Annotated in this window: 24 protein-coding genes; 16 read left to right on the top strand and 8 right to left on the bottom strand. The window is 68.5% G+C overall.

The genetic code is table 11. From position 1 onward, the window contains the following. The first annotated feature begins 202 nt into the window (after positions 1-202). The 11 genes from AB0B58_RS12255 to AB0B58_RS12305 all read left to right on the top strand — a co-directional run bounded on the left by AB0B58_RS12255 (position 203) and on the right by AB0B58_RS12305 (position 8,330). On the top strand, positions 203-475 hold the full coding sequence (locus tag AB0B58_RS12255; protein WP_360221876.1) for a hypothetical protein: 273 nt from the start codon (positions 203-205) through the stop codon (positions 473-475). 37 nt (positions 476-512) lie between these two features. Beyond that, a complete protein-coding gene (locus AB0B58_RS12260; protein WP_360221879.1) occupies positions 513-827 on the top strand; it encodes a hypothetical protein in 315 nt (104 codons plus the stop codon). Positions 828-832: 5 nt separating this feature from the next. After that, positions 833-1,564 (top strand): GntR family transcriptional regulator, encoded by a 732-nt coding sequence (locus tag AB0B58_RS12265; RefSeq protein WP_360221882.1) that lies wholly within the window; start codon positions 833-835, stop codon positions 1,562-1,564. 101 nt (positions 1,565-1,665) lie between these two features. After that, positions 1,666-2,100: a hypothetical protein gene (locus tag AB0B58_RS12270; protein ID WP_360221885.1), complete on the top strand. Its 435-nt coding sequence runs from the start codon at positions 1,666-1,668 to the stop codon at positions 2,098-2,100. Between the two features lie 93 nt (positions 2,101-2,193). Then, complete coding sequence (locus AB0B58_RS12275) at positions 2,194-2,520, top strand: hypothetical protein (protein ID WP_360221888.1); 327 nt, start codon at positions 2,194-2,196, stop codon at positions 2,518-2,520. Then, positions 2,511-3,944 (top strand): FtsK/SpoIIIE domain-containing protein, encoded by a 1,434-nt coding sequence (locus AB0B58_RS12280; protein ID WP_360221891.1) that lies wholly within the window; start codon positions 2,511-2,513, stop codon positions 3,942-3,944. Before AB0B58_RS12275 ends, AB0B58_RS12280 begins: the two co-directional genes overlap by 10 nt. Beyond that, on the top strand, positions 3,941-4,504 hold the full coding sequence (locus AB0B58_RS12285) for a DUF2637 domain-containing protein (protein WP_360221894.1): 564 nt from the start codon (positions 3,941-3,943) through the stop codon (positions 4,502-4,504). The genes AB0B58_RS12280 and AB0B58_RS12285 overlap by 4 nt, the downstream gene beginning before the upstream one ends. Beyond that, positions 4,501-6,312, top strand: coding sequence for a replication initiator (locus AB0B58_RS12290; RefSeq protein WP_360221897.1), 1,812 nt, complete (start codon positions 4,501-4,503; stop codon positions 6,310-6,312). Before AB0B58_RS12285 ends, AB0B58_RS12290 begins: the two co-directional genes overlap by 4 nt. Further along, positions 6,305-6,517: a helix-turn-helix domain-containing protein gene (locus AB0B58_RS12295; RefSeq protein WP_360221900.1), complete on the top strand. Its 213-nt coding sequence runs from the start codon at positions 6,305-6,307 to the stop codon at positions 6,515-6,517. Before AB0B58_RS12290 ends, AB0B58_RS12295 begins: the two co-directional genes overlap by 8 nt. Continuing rightward, positions 6,517-7,647 (top strand): site-specific integrase, encoded by a 1,131-nt coding sequence (locus tag AB0B58_RS12300; protein WP_360221902.1) that lies wholly within the window; start codon positions 6,517-6,519, stop codon positions 7,645-7,647. Before AB0B58_RS12295 ends, AB0B58_RS12300 begins: the two co-directional genes overlap by 1 nt. 464 nt (positions 7,648-8,111) lie before the next feature. After that, complete coding sequence (locus AB0B58_RS12305) at positions 8,112-8,330, top strand: DUF2283 domain-containing protein (protein WP_360222687.1); 219 nt, start codon at positions 8,112-8,114, stop codon at positions 8,328-8,330. A 130-nt stretch (positions 8,331-8,460) separates the two neighbouring features. On the opposite strand, the gene AB0B58_RS12310 is transcribed toward AB0B58_RS12305, so the two are convergent. Beyond that, positions 8,461-8,925 carry a hypothetical protein gene (locus AB0B58_RS12310; RefSeq protein WP_360221905.1) on the bottom strand — a complete coding sequence of 155 codons (465 nt, stop codon included), beginning with the start codon at positions 8,923-8,925 and terminating at the stop codon, positions 8,461-8,463. 580 nt (positions 8,926-9,505) lie between these two features. Here AB0B58_RS12310 and AB0B58_RS12315 point away from each other — a divergent pair. Continuing rightward, positions 9,506-10,081 (top strand): dihydrofolate reductase family protein, encoded by a 576-nt coding sequence (locus tag AB0B58_RS12315; RefSeq protein ID WP_360221908.1) that lies wholly within the window; start codon positions 9,506-9,508, stop codon positions 10,079-10,081. 187 nt (positions 10,082-10,268) lie between these two features. On the opposite strand, the gene AB0B58_RS12320 is transcribed toward AB0B58_RS12315, so the two are convergent. Then, positions 10,269-11,222 (bottom strand): calcium-binding protein, encoded by a 954-nt coding sequence (locus AB0B58_RS12320; protein WP_360221911.1) that lies wholly within the window; start codon positions 11,220-11,222, stop codon positions 10,269-10,271. Between the two features lie 208 nt (positions 11,223-11,430). Here AB0B58_RS12320 and AB0B58_RS12325 point away from each other — a divergent pair, with 208 nt between their 5' ends. Then, on the top strand, positions 11,431-12,444 hold the full coding sequence (locus AB0B58_RS12325; RefSeq protein ID WP_360221914.1) for an SGNH/GDSL hydrolase family protein: 1,014 nt from the start codon (positions 11,431-11,433) through the stop codon (positions 12,442-12,444). 45 nt (positions 12,445-12,489) lie between these two features. Here the strand turns inward: AB0B58_RS12325 and AB0B58_RS12330 are convergent, their stop codons facing one another. From AB0B58_RS12330 to AB0B58_RS12340, 3 genes are all read right to left on the bottom strand, one after another. Continuing rightward, positions 12,490-13,851 (bottom strand): FG-GAP-like repeat-containing protein, encoded by a 1,362-nt coding sequence (locus AB0B58_RS12330; RefSeq protein ID WP_360221917.1) that lies wholly within the window; start codon positions 13,849-13,851, stop codon positions 12,490-12,492. Positions 13,852-14,024: 173 nt separating this feature from the next. Beyond that, positions 14,025-14,378: a hypothetical protein gene (locus AB0B58_RS12335; RefSeq protein WP_360221920.1), complete on the bottom strand. Its 354-nt coding sequence runs from the start codon at positions 14,376-14,378 to the stop codon at positions 14,025-14,027. Then, positions 14,375-14,536, bottom strand: coding sequence for a hypothetical protein (locus AB0B58_RS12340; RefSeq protein WP_360221923.1), 162 nt, complete (start codon positions 14,534-14,536; stop codon positions 14,375-14,377). Before AB0B58_RS12340 ends, AB0B58_RS12335 begins: the two co-directional genes overlap by 4 nt. A 240-nt stretch (positions 14,537-14,776) precedes the next feature. Between AB0B58_RS12340 and AB0B58_RS12345 the strand changes: the two genes are divergently transcribed. Beyond that, positions 14,777-15,811, top strand: coding sequence for a helix-turn-helix transcriptional regulator (locus AB0B58_RS12345; protein WP_360221926.1), 1,035 nt, complete (start codon positions 14,777-14,779; stop codon positions 15,809-15,811). 87 nt (positions 15,812-15,898) lie between these two features. Beyond that, positions 15,899-16,216, top strand: coding sequence for a hypothetical protein (locus AB0B58_RS12350; RefSeq protein ID WP_360221928.1), 318 nt, complete (start codon positions 15,899-15,901; stop codon positions 16,214-16,216). Here AB0B58_RS12350 and AB0B58_RS12355 read toward each other — a convergent pair. Genes AB0B58_RS12355 through AB0B58_RS12365 form a run of 3 tightly spaced genes read right to left on the bottom strand, consistent with a single transcriptional unit; the run spans position 16,213 to position 17,743 of the window. Next, entirely contained in the window at positions 16,213-16,890 is a 678-nt protein-coding gene (locus AB0B58_RS12355) for a DUF2786 domain-containing protein (protein ID WP_360221930.1), read from the bottom strand. The genes AB0B58_RS12350 and AB0B58_RS12355 overlap by 4 nt on opposite strands. Positions 16,891-16,894: 4 nt before the next feature. Then, positions 16,895-17,287, bottom strand: a complete 393-nt coding sequence (locus tag AB0B58_RS12360) for a hypothetical protein (protein WP_354727123.1) — start codon at positions 17,285-17,287, stop codon at positions 16,895-16,897. Positions 17,288-17,323: 36 nt separating this feature from the next. Further along, on the bottom strand, positions 17,324-17,743 hold the full coding sequence (locus tag AB0B58_RS12365) for a hotdog fold thioesterase (RefSeq protein ID WP_360221933.1): 420 nt from the start codon (positions 17,741-17,743) through the stop codon (positions 17,324-17,326). A 188-nt stretch (positions 17,744-17,931) separates the two neighbouring features. On the opposite strand from AB0B58_RS12365, the gene AB0B58_RS12370 reads away from it, so the two are divergent. Beyond that, positions 17,932-18,180 (top strand): hypothetical protein, encoded by a 249-nt coding sequence (locus AB0B58_RS12370; RefSeq protein WP_360221936.1) that lies wholly within the window; start codon positions 17,932-17,934, stop codon positions 18,178-18,180. Position 18,181 lies beyond the last annotated feature (1 nt).

An 18,181-nucleotide genomic window follows, 5' to 3' on the forward strand; every position in this document is an offset into this window, starting at 1 on the left:
TGCTTGCGTAGGCAGGCTGACATCCGTACGGTCAATATGACTAGCCAAGCTAGTCATATATATTCGCGTACGGGTGCGAATCGTGATCTTTCATTCGATCGGGCCGCTCGCGAAGAAGCTGGCACCGAGGTGGGTGCTGGGCAACGTCCCCCGCGACCCCGCCCGCCTCGGTGCCGTCCACGGCGCTTGCGGAGGTCAGCACATGAGTGAACCGCTACCCGCGTTCGACGGCCAGAACCCGCCAATCGATCCGCCGGCCGGATGTGTCAACACGCTTGTATGGCGGCTCTCCCGGCGCCTGTTCGCCGACCATCGGCCCGGCCCGGACGGGTGGTGCCTGCGCTGTCGGCCAGCTATCACGTACCCCTGCATGGGCAGGCAACTCGCCGACCGCGGCCTGGTCTACGCCATGACCGGCCGCCTCCCCGCCGTCGACCGCGAGTGGCGGCACCGCAACCAAGGCGAACGATGGTGACCAACACAGTCACCCGCCCTCGCATACGGAGGGCGTGATGAGTCAGATCGCGGTCGCGCCCCGTCTGCCGGTTCCGGCCGGGCAACTCGTCGGGCGTCTGATGCGCATCCCCGCCGATCGCTGCCGGTACCGCGATCGCGGCCTTGCCCTACTGGTACGACGCGTACGACTCGACATCTCGCAGTGGTACGGCGGCCTCTGGGTCTGGCTCGAAGGCGACGAGATCGCCGACTCCGGATACGCGGTCGGCTGGACGCAAGCCCTGGTGCACGTGTCGGCCTGCACCCTCGAAACGCCAGCGCCCGGACGCGTCGACCAGCACTCCCCCACCGCCCCGCCGGCCCATAGGTGACGAACGTGCCGATCGAACCCGCAGCCGCGAAGTACGCGAGCATCGCCAGCGCCCTGCAACACCGCATCGACAGCGGCGCCTACCCGGTCGGGGCGATGTTGCCCAGCGAGGCGCAGTTGGTCCGCGAGTTCGACGCATCGCGGTCCACCGTGGTCCGCTCGCTGGAGTACCTACGCCAGCTCGGCTATATCGAGGGCGTCCAGGGCAAAGGCCGCGTGGTCCTCGGCCGGCCCGCGGCGCTCGCGTCGCAACCACCTGGGCGGATCCGCGCCGCGCTGCACTCGGTTGAGGCACCCGACGCGACCCTGATCGGGGCGGGGCGCGCGCCGGCCTCCGCGCGGATCGCCGCGATGCTGTCCATCCCGGTTGCCGAGCCGGTCATCGCCCGGCAGCGGCATTTCCCGGCGACCGGGATGAACTGGCCGATGCTCAACACCGTCTACCTCCCGGCGGTGGCGTCCAGCGGCACGGCGTTCCACCTTCCGCACCTACTCCGCGAGGGGGCGTTGGACCACTTGGAACGGAGACGGCGACTCGTCGCGATGGACGTCGTGGAACGTCTTTCCCTGCGTACGGCCTCAGCGCGGGAGTCGACGCTGCTGACACTTGGCCGGAGGGCCTCGGTACTCGCGAGCCTGCTCGTGGTCCGCAATGTTGCCGGTCATCCCCTGCTCGTGGTCGACGTCGTGATCCCGGTCCCCGCCGAAGGCCTCAGAGAGGCCTTCAAACTCCGCTAATTCCGGCATGACTAAACATGACTAGCCAAGTAAGTCATGTGCTAGCTTTGGGCCAACTTGGTTAGTCAAGTAACCAAGTTTTGGCGGAGGAGGCCACTTCAGTGATTCCCAACTCGATCAAGGTTCCGGTGCCGTGGGAGTACGTCGCGCCACACGGTGCGCTGTGCCTCGGCGTAGAGCCAGCGACGGACTTCGACAAGCGGGGCCAAGGCGACGACCAGATGCGCGACAAGGAGACCGGCGAGCGGATCTGGCTGGTCAAGGTCCTCGACCTGGACCCGGAGGCGGGCAAGTTCGGCGCCTCGAAGGAGTTCAAAGTCAAGGTCATCGCGGCACATCAACCGGTTCCGCCCGCGTCGATGGTGCCGGGCTACCCGCCGATGGTGGAGTTCACCGGCGTCACGTTGACGCCGTACGTGGACTCGCAGAAGTGCAAGGGCAACGGCGCGAAGTGCCGTGCGCGGCAGGCGTGGTCGATCCGCGCCACCGAGATGACCGCTCCGCAGTCCGCCGCCAAGCCGGCCAAAGCTGCCTGATCTTCGACGCGTCGGGGGCGGGGCCAACAACCGCCAAGAAGTTCTCCCCGCCCCGGCGCTCAACCCACCTACCTGCGAAGGGAAGGGGCTGTGATGCCCACAGTAAATGACGCTGCCCGGATCACGACGCGGGACGGCGCTGTCTGGCGCACCTGCGGCGGCTGCGGTCTGCTCGCCGCGCTGTTGCCCAACGCCGACAAGTGCCCCGGCTGCGACCGGCCGATCGTGACGGACGCGCGGCCTGCGCCGGACGTTTGGGAGATCGCTCATCGGTACGCCGAGACCCTGGGCCGGATCAAGGCATGGGCCGACATGGCACACCGCAGCGATGCCGAGCGCCTGGACAACATCCGCCAGTTCCTCGCTGACCTCGACCGTTTCGACGGCGAGTACCGGACGGGGGCTCGGGGATGCCGCTGATCAATGTGATCCAGGGCGAGGCGATCCCGACCGCGCCGTTCACCGTTCGCACGCCGGTGCTGCGACTGCCCATCTGGCTTCTCGTGATGTGGCAGGCAATCAAGGCCGTGGCCTGGCTGGTCGAGACCTACGTGCGGTACTGGTGGGCGACCGGTCCCGCCACGGGTCTGCTGTGGCTCCACGCCGAGTACGGCTGGGTCGGCCCGGCCTCGACGGTCGGCGGGATCGCTGCTGCGGCGACCGGTTGGGGCTTCGGGCATCGCCCGTCGTTCCTGCGCTTCGGCTGGTACCCGATCCTCGCCCGAGTCCGGCGCTGGACCTATCGGCGTCGCTGGCAGGCCGCGATGGTCACCGCGAAACTCGCCGTGTCGTTCGACCGGCACACGGTGCTGCCAATCCTCAAGCGGGTCCGGTGCCGTCCCGGCGCTGACATCGTGCTCGTGCGGATGGTCACCGGGCAGATCCCGGACGACTTCGGCAAGGTCGCCGAACGCCTCGCGCACACCTTCGGCGTCCGGCAGGTCAAGGCAATGCCCGGACCGTCATTCGGCACAGTGGTGTTGGTCCTGCTCCGCGGCGACCCGCTGACCAAGACGGTGACGCCGTTCCCGACCACCGCCGTACCGGACTTCACCGCGCTGCCGGTGGCCCGGCAGGAAGACGGCGATGTCTTCGACCTGCGGCTGTTCGGTACTCAGGTGCTCATCGTCGGGGCGACCGGGTCGGGCAAGGGCTCGGTGATCTGGTCGATCGTGCGCTCCCTGGCAGGTGGCGTCGGTACCGGCCTGGTCAAGCTCTGGGGCCTCGACCCCAAGGGCGGCATGGAACTCGGGATCGGGCTGCCGCTGTTCGACCGCTTCGCCAGCAAGGACTTCGCCGCGATGGCGGCCATGCTCGAAGAAGCCGCCCGCGAGGCCCAGAGCCGGGCCGCGCGGCTTAAGGGCCTTACCCGCCAGCACCAGCCGACCCCGGCGGAACCGCTGATTGTGCTGATCATCGACGAGTTGGCGAACCTCACCGCGTACCTGACCGACCGGCAGCTCAAAGATCGGATCAAGGCATCGCTCGGGATCGTGCTGTCCCAGGGCCGGGCGGTCGGCGTGCACGTCGTCGCCGCGATCCAGGACCCGCGCAAAGAGGTCCTTCCGGCGCGAGGGCTATTCCCGACCCGGATCGCGCTGCGGCTCTCCGAGCCGGGCGAGGTCGACATGGTCCTCGGCGACGGGATGCGCGACCGAGGCGCCCTCAGCGACCGCATCCCGCAGACCACACCGGGTGTCGGGTACGTCGTCCTCGACGGCGACCCCACCCCGATGCGGGTCCGCTTCTCCTTCCTGGACGACGACGAGATCCGCGACATGGCCGCCATTTACAGCCGGCTCCAGGTCATCGACGGCGAACCCGTCGAAGGCGGCGCCGCATGAGCAACACGTCAACCGGTGAGCGGGTCGAGTCTGCCCTTCTCGCACTGATCCTCGCCGTCGTCGCGATCGCGGCCGGGTGGGCGTCGTTCACCCACGTACACGACTGGACCATGCGGCACGTCCCGGCCGGTACGCCGAGCGCGTTCGGCTGGGTCAACGCGGTCATCTCCGAACTGGTGCCGGTGGCGGCGTTCCTCACGATCCGCCGTCGGCGCCGTTCTGGGGCGTCGATCGCCTACCCGGTCGTGCTGCTGCTCGCCTCGGCGGCGCTGTCACTGGCCGCGCAACTCGCCGTCGCTTCGCGTAGTCCGTCCGGCTGGCTGCTGTCCGCCGTACCTGCGCTGGCGTTCATGGCACTGGTCAAGCTCGTCTTCGCCACCTCGGCCGACAGCACGCCTCCGTCCGTGGAGCCCCCTGTCCTGCCGGTCGGCATCGAACCGCAGGCCGAACCGGAACCGGTGCCTTCGGCACGGATCGCAACTGCCGTCGTACCCGTTCCGGCCGGCGCCTTCACCCGACGCAACGGCAACGCCCTCACCCCGGAGGCGAACAACCGGTGACCGCACCCACCCTGGCCGTAGAGACCGCCCCTCGCCCCGGTTCTCGTGCCGCTCGCCTCGCCCTGCCCCGGGCCGTCGACGCGCTCAAGAACCTCGCCATCGACCATGGCGTCTGCATCCGCCCTGTCTCCTTGCGCCGTACCGATCTGACCACCGGCGCCACCGAACTGATCGACCTACCGTGCGGCGCCACCCTGGAAGCGAAGTGCCCGCCCTGCGCCAAACGGGCACGGCACTACCGGCAGGTGCAGATCCGGGAAGGCTGGCACCGTACCGAGGAACCGCTACCCCCGCCGGCCGCCGCCACCGACGACCAGATAGCGCTGCTCTCGCTGCGGGCACACTTCGAGTTCTACCGCGCACAGGCCGAACAGGGCGCCGAGTGGGACCAGGTCACCGAGCTGGACGAAGCCATCACGGAAGTGGAAGCGGCCATCGCCGCTGAGGGACTGCGCGGCCGGGTCGCACCGCCTCACGGCACCCTCGGCGACGATGACGACCCGGGCGACGCCGACCGGACGCGCCGGGTCCGGTCCACCCGGCGTCGCCAGGACGTACCCGACCTGCCCCGGCAGAAGGTCGAACCACGCACCGTCGGCCGCACCTACATCGGCCGCGACGGCAGCACGCACCAACCCTCGATGTGGCTGACCCTGACCCTCGACACCTACGGTCCGGTCCACTCCGTCCCCCAGAGTCGGCCCTGCCCGTGCCGACGCCGGCACAGCGACGATGACCCGCTACTCGGCACGCCGGTCAACCCGAACACGTACGACTACCGGCGGGCGGCATGGGACGCCGTCCACTTCCCCCGGCTGCTCGACCGCATGTGGCAGAACCTACGGCGGGCCGTCGGCTGGAACGTCCAGTACGCGGGCTGCGTCGAGCCGCAACGCAGGCTCGCGCCGCACGCGCACTTCGCCATCCGGGGCACCATCTCCCGCGCCCTGCTCGAAAAGGTCTCCAGCGCGACCTATCACCAGGTGTGGTGGCCGGACGCCGACCGGCTGACGTACGCGCCCGACCGGCCTCCGACCTTCGACCCGGACACCGAGACGTGGATCGATCCGGACACCGGCGCTGCGCTACCCAGCTGGGCGGATGCGCTCGACACCATCGATGACGACCCCGACGCCGAGCCGGCGCACGTCGTACGGTTCGGCCCGCAGGTCAAGGCCAAAGGCGTCGACCCCGGCGGCAAGGACGTCGAACGGACCATCGGCTACATCACCAAGTACGTCACCAAAGCCGCCGCGGAGTGCCACGACCACATCAGCGACCCGCAACGCGACCACGCCGACCGTCTCTGGCGCGAACTGCGCATCACGCCCTGCTCGGATCGGTGCGCGAACTGGCTGCTGTATGGCGTCCAACCGAAGAACGCGACCGGCAAACTCCGGCCCGGAAACTGCAAGGGCCGCGTCCACCAGAGGAGCACCCTCGGCATCGGCGGGCGCCGCATTCTGGTCTCGCGCAACTGGTCCGGCAAGACCCTGCGTGACCACCGCGCCGACGCGCACGCCTGGGTCAAAGCACTGCTCGGCGTCACCGTCAGCGCCGACGATGCACCCTCGGCGGATCACCAGCAGGCCGCACCATCACCGTTCGCCTGGGAGATGGCCCGACCGGGCGACCCCGACCTACCACCCCTGGAACTTCGCCTCCTACGCGCGGTGAGTCAGCGCATCCAGCGCCGTGTCCAGCTCAACGCCGCTCGGCAGCGCACCGCGAACGGGCCGCCACCCGATGTTTCGGCAACGGCAACAGCGCCGAAGACCGTCGACAGTGAGGAGCGTCCCCGTGACTGATGAGCTGCTGACCGTAGCTGATCTTGCCCTCCTGCTCAAGGTGGAAGTGCGGTTCGTACGGCGCCTGGTGGCAGAGCGGCGCATCCCATTCCACAAGGTCGGCAAGTTCGTGCGGTTCTACCGACGCGACGTAGAGGCGTTCGTCGCTGCCGGTCGTGTTGAGCCGGTCACCGTGTCATGGTCGGCCGGTAAGGCGGTGGCGTGATGGCCAAGCGTCGCCAATTCGGATACGTCCGCAAGCTGCCGTCGGGCCGCTACCAGGCGTCATTCATCCCGCCCGGCAGCACCGTGCGCCAGACCGCGCCGGACACGTTCCGCACCAAGACGGACGCCAACCGGTGGCTTGCCCTGGTCGAGGCCGACATCTCGCGAGGGACATGGCTTGACGATCGTGCCGGCGCGGAATCGTTCGGCAACTACGCTCGCGCCGTCCTGAGAGACAGTCCGAAGATCGGCGTCCGGTGGCGGGAGACATGCGAACGCAACATGCGGCTGCACTTGGCCCCGCTGCTCGACGTGCCGCTTCGGACGATCAGCCCGGCCACCGTCAGGCATTGGCACGCCGCAGCTCTGCGAGGCGATGGTGGGCGTACCTCCATCTCGCAGTCCTACCGGTTCATGCGCATGGTCATGAACACGGCGGTCCGCGATGGCATCATCGGCCGCAACCCTTGCCAGATCCCTGGGGCCGGCACCGTCAAGTCGGTCGAGCGGCCAGTGGCGACCCCCGCCGAGGTCGTCGCCCTGGTGGAGGCGATCACGCCCCGCTACCGCACCGCCGTTCTCATCGCCGCCTGGTGCGGCCTTCGGCGCGGAGAAATCGGCGGGCTCCGCGTCGCTGACGTGGACCTGACCAATCACACGATCACCGTCCGGAAGAATCGTGTCGAGCCGCTTCACGCATCAGGCCGGGCGCATGACAAGGATCCGAAATCGGAAGCAGGCAAACGCACCATCACCATCCCGCCGCACGTCATGCCGCTGGTGCGGCTGCATCTGGACGAGTACGCCGGAAAGGAGCGTCTGTTCGTCAGCCGCGACGACGGGCCGCTACGGGGCAACACCCTGTATCAGGCGTTCGTCCGAGCACGCGGGAAGGTCGGTATCGACATGACGTTCCACGACCTGCGCCACACGGGGCAGACGCTGGCCGCTCAGACGGGGGCGACGCTCGCGGATCTGATGAAGCGGCTTGGGCACTCGACCATGGCCGCCGCCCGCCGTTACCTGCACGCGGTCGACGGACGTGACCGGGAGATCGCCAACGCCCTCTCGGATCTCGCCGCACACGGTGACGTCGCACGGCTGCCCCGTCACATCACCATGCGCAGCTAATCGCACGCTGGATCGCACGGCGGCCACTTGGAGCCGTCTGACCTGCGGAAATGTGCGTGACTGAAAATCGGAAGGTCGGCGGTTCGACCCCGCCCCTGGCCACCAAGCCTCTCGCCGGGCTTTGAGCACCGCCCACCTGCGGAAACGCACGGTGGGCGTTCTGCTGTCCAGGGTCTCGCAGCCATCCTCCTCGGCACCGTTGATCACCTCTGTCGGCCGCCATTTGCCGCTCCTTATCGCACGCAGGATCCTCGCCAGCTGCCGTCCCCTCTGCCGCCGGCCACACGCCCGGCCGACCGCTGTCCGCCCTCGGCCGACGCCCCTGGCATGCTCGAATTGGCTCATGCGGATGACATTCGACCCTGACGCCGACGCGGTGGCTTTGTCAGTAAAGCCCCAATCTCGCGAACGAGGCCAACGCGGCCTACTTCTACATCGAGGACGAGATCTCGCCTGGTGCTGCGATCGAGAATGTCGTCGTCGAGCGCGACGGCAAGGGGGACATCGTGCTCGCCTTCGACGCCGACGGTCACCTGCTCGGCGTCGAGATCATCGGAGCCGCCTGCCTCCTTCACGGGTCTGTTCTCTCGAAGCCGAGCGGCCTTGACTTCAGCCTCCCGCCTCCCTTTGCCCCTCTGCGGCCCACGGCGACGTCGCACGCGTCGCGGGCCGGCAGCGGGTAAGCCTTGCACCGGTCGGCCGGTTTGCTCGATTCCTCAAGACAAGGCCACCGTGCTCGAGCCTGACAAGCAATGTGGATGACGAAGGCCCCGGAGCTGTGTGCGAGCTCGGGGCCTTCCACGTCATATTCGGTCAGACGGTGCGGATGATCGCGTCCAAGCCGCTGTCAGGGTGATAGGTCCACGACGCGGTGAACCCCTCCCAGGAGTCTTCTTGCCGACCGTCAAGAGCCCGAGTGTCGCCCATGTGTGCGGCTACGGCCTGAGTCATGTGCAGCTCGGTCTGCAGGCAGAGAAGCTCTATGAACGTGAGGCTGCCGGAACCGAGTTCCTTCCCCTGCGAGTCGATGATCAAGGTGTGACCATCGTCGGCCAACTGGGTGCCGCCGTGGTCAGGGTCGCAAGCATTTTGGGCGGCCTCGAGCGGCGACGGCTTCGCGGCGTCGTTGATGACGGCAGCGACGCCTGCTCCAACCAGGACAACCACCACTGCAGCTCCAGCGATGATCCACGCCTTTCGGCTTCTTTTCGGCGACGCTGCGGCAACCGTTTCAACCGGCTCGGAGGTCAAGGCTGCCGGGTGCGGAGGGTAGGTCATCAGTGGACTCCATGCTGGGCTGACCGTGGACTGATGGTGCGTCCGGGCTCAGCCCGAACCCGGACGCTGCACGAGTCTCGGCGTTGAAATGCGCACCGTTGCGTACGGCTCACCGTGTGTCAACCATTCGGTTTTCAGGTCGGCACTGCTGGTCGGTCAGGCGTAGCCGTGTCCCTCGACGGCGGATCTGACCGGCCGTTGTTGTTGTCGGTTCCCCGGACCTGTAATGCTCGGAAAAGCGCACGATCTTGGTACCGTCCCGTCGGCTGCCGCTGCCTCTCGCTCTGATGTCCGGGCGACATGACCAGCCGGTGGAGTGCGAGGTCGGGGTCGACTTCGTGATGCTGAATGTCGACCCCTCCCGGCGGCTGATCCGCCCCAACGCGGCCACGTGATGCGCGCTCCCGTCGATCGTCACGGTGACCGGGCCGGGCCCGTACACCGGCAGCCGCGCATCTCCGCGGTGTGCGAACTCTCGGAGAAATCTCAGCGGAACGTGTCGAATCAAGGCCGCGGCATTCGTAGAGGGGATGAGAGGCCGCCCGAGGGGCGGCCGCACGCAGACGCCAGGGAGAACGACATGGCCGCGACCTACACCTTCGATGTCTTTTCCAGCCTCGACGGCTACGCCGCCGCCGGCGGCGACTGGACGGGCTACTGGGGTAAGCAAGGCCCCGAGCTGCTCGAACACCGCCTCTCCTGGTACGGCACAAAGCAGCGGATGGTCTTCGGCGCGAACACCTACCGGACATTCACGCGGCTGCTGGCCTCGAGCACCGAGGAATCCGAGGTGCGTGACCCGTGGGTCACCCGGATGTGGAACATGCCGGCAACGGTGGTGTCGACGACGCTCGAAGAGCCCCTCGACTGGCCGGACGCGACCGTCGTGAGCGGTGACGCCGTCGACGTCGTCGCCCGGCTCAAGGAGCAGTCCGAGGTGCCGTTGCGCTCGCACGGCAGCCTCTCGTTGAACCGGTCGCTGATGGCCGCCGGCCTCGTCGACCGTGTGCAGGTGACGCTCTTCCCTGTCATCACCGGCCGGAGCGGACTGGAGCCGATCTTCCAGGGTGCGGCCGACTTCGACCTGGAGCTGATCGAGCACCGGACGCTCGACGATCACATCCAGGAGCTCATCTACCGACCCATCCTCCATTGATCCGATGCAGCATCGGCCTGGACTGGTCCGCGAGGGCAGGCGGTCTGGAGTGAGACTGCTGGCAGGCCGCCGAGCACATCGGTGATTGCCTGATGTCGCTAGCGGCCCGGCCGAAGAAGCGGTGTGGCACGCGCCGACCGAAAGAAGAGGGGAGGCCCGGATCGGACCTCCCCTGAATCAAGCCGGATCAGCGCTCGCAGTTCACCGCGACGTCGTTCTCCAGCACGGCGCAGCCGTCCCCGGCGGTGCCGTTCGCGCCGCCGTCGAGGTGGTCGGCGGCTCCGGTGGTGTCGGCGTCGGCACCGGAGAGCTCGTCGTCGCCGGTTCCGCCGTACAGCTTGTCGGTGCCGCGCTCGCCCAGGAGGGTGTCGTTCCCGGCGTCGCCGTACAGGTGGTCGTTGCCGGGGCCGCCGCGGAGGGTGTCGTTTCCGGTGCCTCCGTAGATCTTGTCGTCGCCGCCGTAGTCCCAGAAGCTGTCGTTTCCGCTGCCTCCGGACAGGATGTCGGCCCGGTCGCTGCCGTGGATCTCGTCGTTGCCGGCCTCGCCGTACACCTTGTTGGTGCCGGCGTTCGCCTCGATGTAGTCGTTGCCGTCACCGCCGTAGATGACGTCGTTGCCGCCCTCGGTGCGGATGTCTCCGCCGGTGGCGCCGGCGTTGGAGACGTCGCCGTGTATGAAGTCGATGCCGCCGAGCCCGCGCAGGACGTCCGCCCCGGCGCCACCCCAGAGGGTGTCCCGGCCCGGCCCGCCGGTGAGCGTGTCCTTGCCGCTGCCGCCGTCGGCGGCCGCGGTCAGCTTGGACTTGTTCACCAGGGTGTCGTTGCCGTCGCGCAGGTAGACGCGGACGCTGACCAGCTTGGCCTTGGCGGTGCAGCGGACCTTGGTCTTGTCGCCCTTGACCTTCTTACAGCCGGTACCCGCCTTGATCGCGACCCTGTCGTCGATCGTCACGGTGTTGCCGGAAAGCGTGATGACGACCTTGTTGGTCTTTCCGGTGGCCGCCTTGTACCAGACCTTGCCGCCGCTCTGTACGTAGGCCTTGCCGGTGCCGGCGGCCTGCGCGGGCGCCGCAAGAGCGCCGATCGAGACGGTGGCGAGCAGGGCCAGACCGACCCCGGCCAGCCATTGTGGACGTGACAATGGAACCTCCCCCGTGTACGCCGCGCGAACCGTTCTCGCGTCGGCTCGGGCAGCGTAATGACGTTGGCCAAGTCGTGAAACCCGGCTGCAACTCGATCACAACCCACGGCTACCCGAAGGGTCTCAGCTGACCCGGCCGGCACCCGATCCTTCGAAGGTCGTGCCGGTGGCTTGGGGGGCAGTCGTGGGATCTGCTGCGCAGAGGTGGGTGGGCGTCCGCCGCGTGGGCTTCAGGGCGCTGACCAGCGCAGTCGCCGCCGGCCTGGTCGCGGGTCTCGGCACCGCGGGGGCGGCGAAGGCAGAGCCCGGGCCCCCGGCCGGGAGCACCGAGGCCAAGGCCGCCGGCTTCACCGCGATGCGCGTCATGCCGCTCGGCGACTCGATCACCGTCGGCACCGGCGGGGCGACGCGCACGTCGTACCGGATCGGTCTGGCGTACCGCCTACTCAAGGCCGGCCTGCAGATCGACTACGTCGGCTCGCAGGACCCCGCCAACGGCACCGACTCCCAGCACGAGGGTCACGGCGGCTGGACCATCGAAGAGCTGTCGGCGAAGCTCGACGGCTGGCTGGCCGAGTCGCGCCCCGACGTCGTTCTGGTGCACGCCGGCACGAACGACATCACTCAGGGGAAGAGCCCGGGCGCGACCGCCCGCAGGCTCTCCGCGATGATCGACCAGATCCGGGCCGCGCGGCCCGAGGCGCACATCTTCGTCGCGCAGATCGTCACCTCGCGGGTACCGCGGGAACGCGCGGCGGACGGCCGCTTCAACGAGCTCATCCCGGCAATGGTCGCGGAGAAGGACGACCCGTTGATCAAGGTGGTCGACCAGTCCACGGTCGCGGGCATCGACCTGCACGACCTGCGCCACCCGAACGACTTCGGCTACTCGAAGATGGCCTACAACTGGTACCGGTCGATGGCGCCGGTCTTCCAGATCTCCGGCGACACCGGGCCCAACCCGTACCGGGCGAGGTCGACGTTCCGCTGCCTGCGCCAGAAGTTCTTCGTCAAGGGCAAGAAGCGCCACCGGACCGAATGCCGGACCTGGAAGCTGCGCACGGCCATCGTCAAGAAGAACGGCGTGAACCGCCGCATCGCCGCCTGGCAGACGCTGCGCAAGGTGAAGCGGAGCTATCGCGTACGGGTGCACGGCAAGGTCCAGCGGCGTACCCGCCTGGTCAAGAAGTGGACCGGGACGGGCAACCTGCTGAACGTGTAGTTGCCGGGACCCTCGTCGAGGATCCCGGCAACCGTGCGGGCGTTGTCAGATGATGGTGTTGAAGTTGTTCCAGCCGTTGCCGATCTGCCGGGCGTCGGAGCTGGAGTACGGGACGCCGTTGTCGCGTTCGATGTTGTTCGGGTAGAGCCACAGCGTGCCGTCGGTCTTGCGGCCGACCAGGTCGGTGTAGCCGTCGCCGGTGACGTCGGCCGCGGTCACGTCGATGGTGCTCCAGCCGCTGCCGATCTGCCGGAGGCTGGTGCTGCTGTACGGGACGCCGTTGTCGCGGACGATGTTGTTGGAGTACAGCCACAGGGTGCCGTCGGCCTTGCGGACCACCAGGTCGGTGAAGCCGTCGCCGGTGACGTCGGCGCCGAGGATGGCGGTGAAGCCACCCCAGCCGCTGCCGATCTGGCGGCCGGCGCTGTAGGGCACGCCGTTGTCGCGGACGATGTTGTTGGCGTAGAGCCACAGGGTGCCGTCGGCCTTGCGGGCCACCAGGTCGGTGAAGCCGTCGCCGGTGACGTCGGCGCCGATGATGGTGTTGAAGTTGTTCCAGCCGCTGCCGATCTGCCGGGCGGAGGAGCTGGAGTACGGCACGCCGTTGTCGCGTTCGATGTTGTTCGGGTAGAGCCACAGCGTGCCGTCGGTCTTGCGGCCGACCAGGTCGGTGTAGCCGTCGCCGGTGACGTCGGCGTTCACGAGCTGGTCGAAGTTGTTCCAGCCGCTGCCGATCTGGCGGTTGGCGCTGTAGGGGACGCCGTCGTCGCGGATGAAGTTGTTGGCGTAGAGCAGGAGGCTGCCGTCGGTGGTGCGGGCGACCAGGTCGGCGAAGGAGTCACCGGTGACGCTGTGGCGGATCATGGGCTCATCGGCCGGCTGTTCGGGCTCAGGCTGGCTGCTGCCAAGCCCGGCGGGGGTGACGTAGCCGATGATGTCCGTGTTGGTGCGGGAGTAGCTGGAGCGGCTCACCTTGCTCTGGGAGGTCTGGTTGCCGCCGATCGTGCGTACCTGCGTGGAGGTGGCGCTGGTGACGATGGCGACGTGATCGATGGGGTGGTCGTCATCGGGGTCGTGGTTCCAGTCGAAGACGATGGCGTCACCGGGCTGAGGCGTGTAGCTGCTGCCGCGGGAGTGGTAAAGGCTGCGGTCCTGCCCATAGGACTTGAAGGACTGGGCCCAGGCGTCCAGGCCTTGCAGGTCGGTCACGCCGCCTTCCGACCAGCCCCAGCGGGCGAACTCGGCGCACCAGGCCCTGCCGCAGCTGTGGAAGTAGCCGGGGTTGCAGGCGGTGCCGCCGAGTTGGGCCTTGACCGCATCGACGATCTTCTGGCGGCTGGGGGCCGCGGCGGCGGGGCTGGCGACCAGGCTGAGGCTGCCGACCGCGGCCAGGGTGGTGGCCAGCATTTTGCGCCCGAACCGTCGCGGTGCGCGGGCCGGCCCGGCGGTGCCGGATGAAATGGCAGAGCGTCGAAACATTTCTTCGGGTCCTTTCGAGGGGTCGAATTCTTTTAGAAGCTGCGGTGACATGCGCCCGGAATCAGGGAGTCTCGTATTCACTAAGGGGAGGTGGATAGGGGCTAGAACAGCGGCTGCAAGGCCCAACCGACGGTGTCCGGACTGGAGGCCAGGGCCCCGCTGCAAAGTCGGGCACCCACGGCGCGGGCCTTGTCGTCACTTTCGGCCATCAGCAGGATCCCGACGTCCAGCCGGAATTCCTGAGGGTCGGTGCCCGGTTCCGGCGACCCGGTCGGGGGCGGATCCGGTACGCGGACCCGAATGTGCTGTACCCGGTCCTCCTCGGTGGACCGTTGCCAAAGCCGGGCCGCGAATTCCTCGGCCAGTACCTGTTCAGGCGCCTCGCCGCGCCGTCGGAGCGGGCCGTGGACCCGGAACCCGCAGAGCAGGATCCACCGGGTGCCGGCCTGGTTCACGCCCACTCCGCCCCGCCGGCGAGGACGGTCACGGCCGGACCGTGACCGCCGGGCTCTTGCTCGACGCCCGCCGGCGAGGACGACACGATCAAAGCGAGCATCGTCGAGGCCAGGGCCGGCCCCGCCACGGAAACCGCCTTGGTGATCGCCTTGTTCATGGCAGACTCCTCCCGTTGTACGCATTCGTTGATTAGCGACAGAATGAATCGTTCGTTCCGTGTCGCCGTTTCCCTGCCGAAGACAACAATGCGGCACCGTCGGGGAGAAGTCGATGGATCGGATCGGGCGCGAAGGTGCCCTGGCACCTTAGTGACACCCCGCGGTCCGGGCCTTGCTCGCGCGCGGCCTGATCCACATACTTGTTGCGCTATGCCGTGACTCGGGGGAGGGGCAAAGCCATGTTGGATGCCATCGGGCTGTCCGCGGACGCGGAGGTTGTCTACCTGGCAATGCTCAGCGCGCCACACCTGGAACTACCGCAGCTCGCCACCTACATGGACATGCCCGAAGATGTGGTCCGGGCCACGCTCGACGAACTCATCGACCTGTCCCTGGTCGTCCTCGGCGACGACAGCGCCGGGTTACGCACCGTCGGACCCACCGTCGGCCTCGCGTCGCTGATCGCTCGCGCGGAAGCGGAGGTCGCGGAGAGGCAACTCCAGCTCGAGGCCACCCGCGCAGTCATGATGTCCCTGGCCACCGCGCATGAGGAGGCCCGCGACCGCGAGCAGATCACCAGATGGGCCGGCGTGGATACGGTCCGCGGCCGCCTCGAGGATCTCGCCGCTTCCACCAGGGTGGAATGCGTGTCGCTCAACCCGCACGCGGCGCATACCCCGGCGGGCAAGAGCGCCAGCCGGCCGCTCAACCAGCGGATGCTGGAACGCGGCGTGGCCGTCCGCGCCGTGTATCAGGACAGTCACCGGCACAACCCGTTGCTGCTGGAGTACGCGACCTGGATGACCGGTATGGGCGCCGAACTCCGCACGGCGCCCACCCTGCCGATGCTGCTCGTCATCTTCGACCGGCGGACCGCGCTGCTGCCCCTCGATCCGACCGACAGCAGCAAAGGCGCCCAGGAGGTGCATGCACCGGGCATCGTCGCCGCCATCTACGAATTGTTCGCACAGACCTGGTCCACCGCGACTCCCATCGGGCAGGCACCCGCGTGCGACGACACCGACCTCGACCCTCAGCTGCGCGAACTGTCCCGGCTCCTCGCCGGCGGCAGCACCGACGAGATGGCCGCCCGCAGGATGGGTCTCTCCCTGCGCACCATCAAGCGCAAGTCGGCCGAATTGATGGAACGCCTCGACGCACGCAGCCGCTTCCAGGCCGGCGTCATCGCCGCCCAGCGCGGCTGGATAGACGCCGGCGACATCTCCGCGCGCCGGGCCGACGCCGCCCTCGCGCCCTCCGCCGAGGCAGTTTGACCTTTCTTGCAGTCTGCGTGGTGACCTAGCGCTGCGGCGGCGCGTTCCGTACAGCTAACCGGGAACAAAGTTCACGGGAGGAACGACGTGCTGAAGTTCAGGAACGTGGAGGAACAGGCGGCCTGGAACATGGCGGAGGCCCTGAGTGAGAAGGGCTTCTCCTGCATGAGACAGGCGGAGGAGGCCGCCGAGAACTTCCGGGTGGGCAAGATGCAGATGCGGCGCAACTTCAAGGCGCGCGGTCTGTCCGAGGTGGATGCCGACATCCGCTGGTCGGGAATGACCCAGGCGAAGAAGGCGCTGGCGGACAACGGCTGGTACATGTCGCAGGCGACCATGTACAACGAGGCCGCCGCCGCGCAGTACGCCAAGGCGCTCTACCTGAAGAACTGCGACGAGATCTAGCGCGCCGGCAGGCCGGTGCCGCCGAGCGAGGCGGTCCGGCCGGCCGCGTAGCCCAGCCGGCGGCCGCTTCCGGCCAGGCGGCGCGGCCCGAGCCGGGCCAGCTTCGGGTAGGTCTCGTCGCGCTTTCGATCCACCTGGTCGGTGCGGTCGACCAGGACGAGTTCGGCGCCCGGCACGTCCGCGGCCGCCTCCCGCTCCGCCTCGGTCAGCCGGGCCCGGATCGCCTCGGTGAAACCCCACAGCCAGGAACGCCGGAACGCGGCCGGATGGTCGAAGCTCGGCACCTGCGCCGCGGCCAGCCCGTGCGCGGCCTGCACGAGCAGGGACGTGAAGAGCAACTCGATCCGTTCCAGGTCGGCGACGTGGCCGAAGAGATGGATCCGCGCCGTGCCGCGGCGCTCCAGGTAGACGACCCGCGAGCGCAGCGTGACGGCGACGGCTCCGAGCAACCCGGCCTTGTCCCGGGCGTACGGCGCCTCGATCGTCACCACCTTGTCCCCGACCGGGTCCATGGCGGGATCGGCGCCCGCCAGCAGCGCCTGGTCGACGCCGTACTTGGCGATGAGCTGCGCCGCCTTCGCGGTGAACGCCTCGGCCTCCGCCGGAGTGCAGGCGGGATTCTCGGCCTTGGCCAGCAGCTTGCGGACCCGGGCGAGCAGCGGATCTTCCGTCACCCGGTCAGGCCGCCCGGTGCCGCAGGGTGGCGACGGTCGAGCCCGCGAGGGCGAGTAGGCAGTCCGGGAGCTGGCCGTCGGCGATGGCCGCGCCGAACAGCGCCTCACCGGTGAAGATGTCACCGTTCACGTACGCGCTGACGAACCGCGCGACCCAGCGCTTGTCATACCGCGCGTCGTCGATCCCGGGGAAGTCGAGGGTCCAGGCGCCGCCCTTGGGCACGTTCTGTCCCACCATCGTCGCTGCGAGACACCAGGCCACGTCGTACGCCCCCACGACCCCGGAGCGGTCGACCACGGCGTCGAAGGTGCCCACCACAGCGTCGCTGTCGCCGCTGAGCGCGCAGTGCAGCACCTGCGTCGCGTCGTCGAATGCGTGCTGTGGTATTTCCGTCACGTGGAAAAGGTACGCGGATCCGTCAAGAAACGCCGCTCAGACGCCCCTGAGTAGGCAGGTGATCCGTGCCGTGCAGACCCGGTCGCCGTCCTCGTCGGTGATGACGATCTCGTAGGTCACCGCCGTGCGGCCCCGGTGCACGGGCGTCGCGACGCCGGTGATGACGCCGGAGCGGACCCCCTTGTGATGGGTGGCGTTGATGTCGACGCCGACGGCGAACGGCCGGTCGACGGTCGCGCCGTGCATCACCGCACCGACCGAGCCCAGCGTCTCCGCGAGCACGCACGACGCGCCGCCGTGCAGCAGACCGTACGGCTGGGTGTTGCCTTCGACCGGCATCGTGGCGACGACCCGCTCCGGGGTCGCCTCGGTGATCTCGATGCCCATCCGCTCGCCGAGCGAACCGCCGCCCGCACTGCCGAATAGCCTCTGCAAGCCGTCCGCCGCTGTACTCATGTCGGGCAACGTTACCGGTGGGTTGCGCAGGGGCCAGCGACTTCTGTCACACCCGGCTGGCACGTTCCCGGGAGCAATCACGCGCGGCGGATCTCTAGGTTCGATCTCGGTCTCGGGTCGCGAGGGGGCGGCCCGAGCCCTAGGTTGGGCAGGACCGCCCTCCGGCGCATCACCGAGGAGACAAAGCCATGAGCGAGCCACAGGAGATCGTCGAGACCCGCGGCGACGACCGCGTCGACCTGCTGACGAGCGACACCAACGGCGACGGCAGGCCGGACGTCTGGGTTTCCGACACCGACGGCGACGGCAAGGCCGACCTGTTCCAGTTCGACACCGACGGCGACGGCAAGGTCGACATCACGATGGTCGACCTGGACGAGGACGGCACCCCGGACGCGGTCGTCGACGGCGACGGCGGGCTGCCCCCGAAGGTCTGAC

This window comes from Actinoplanes sp. NPDC049118 (genome assembly GCF_040648555.1).
Taxonomy (GTDB): Bacteria; Actinomycetota; Actinomycetes; order Mycobacteriales; family Micromonosporaceae; genus Actinoplanes.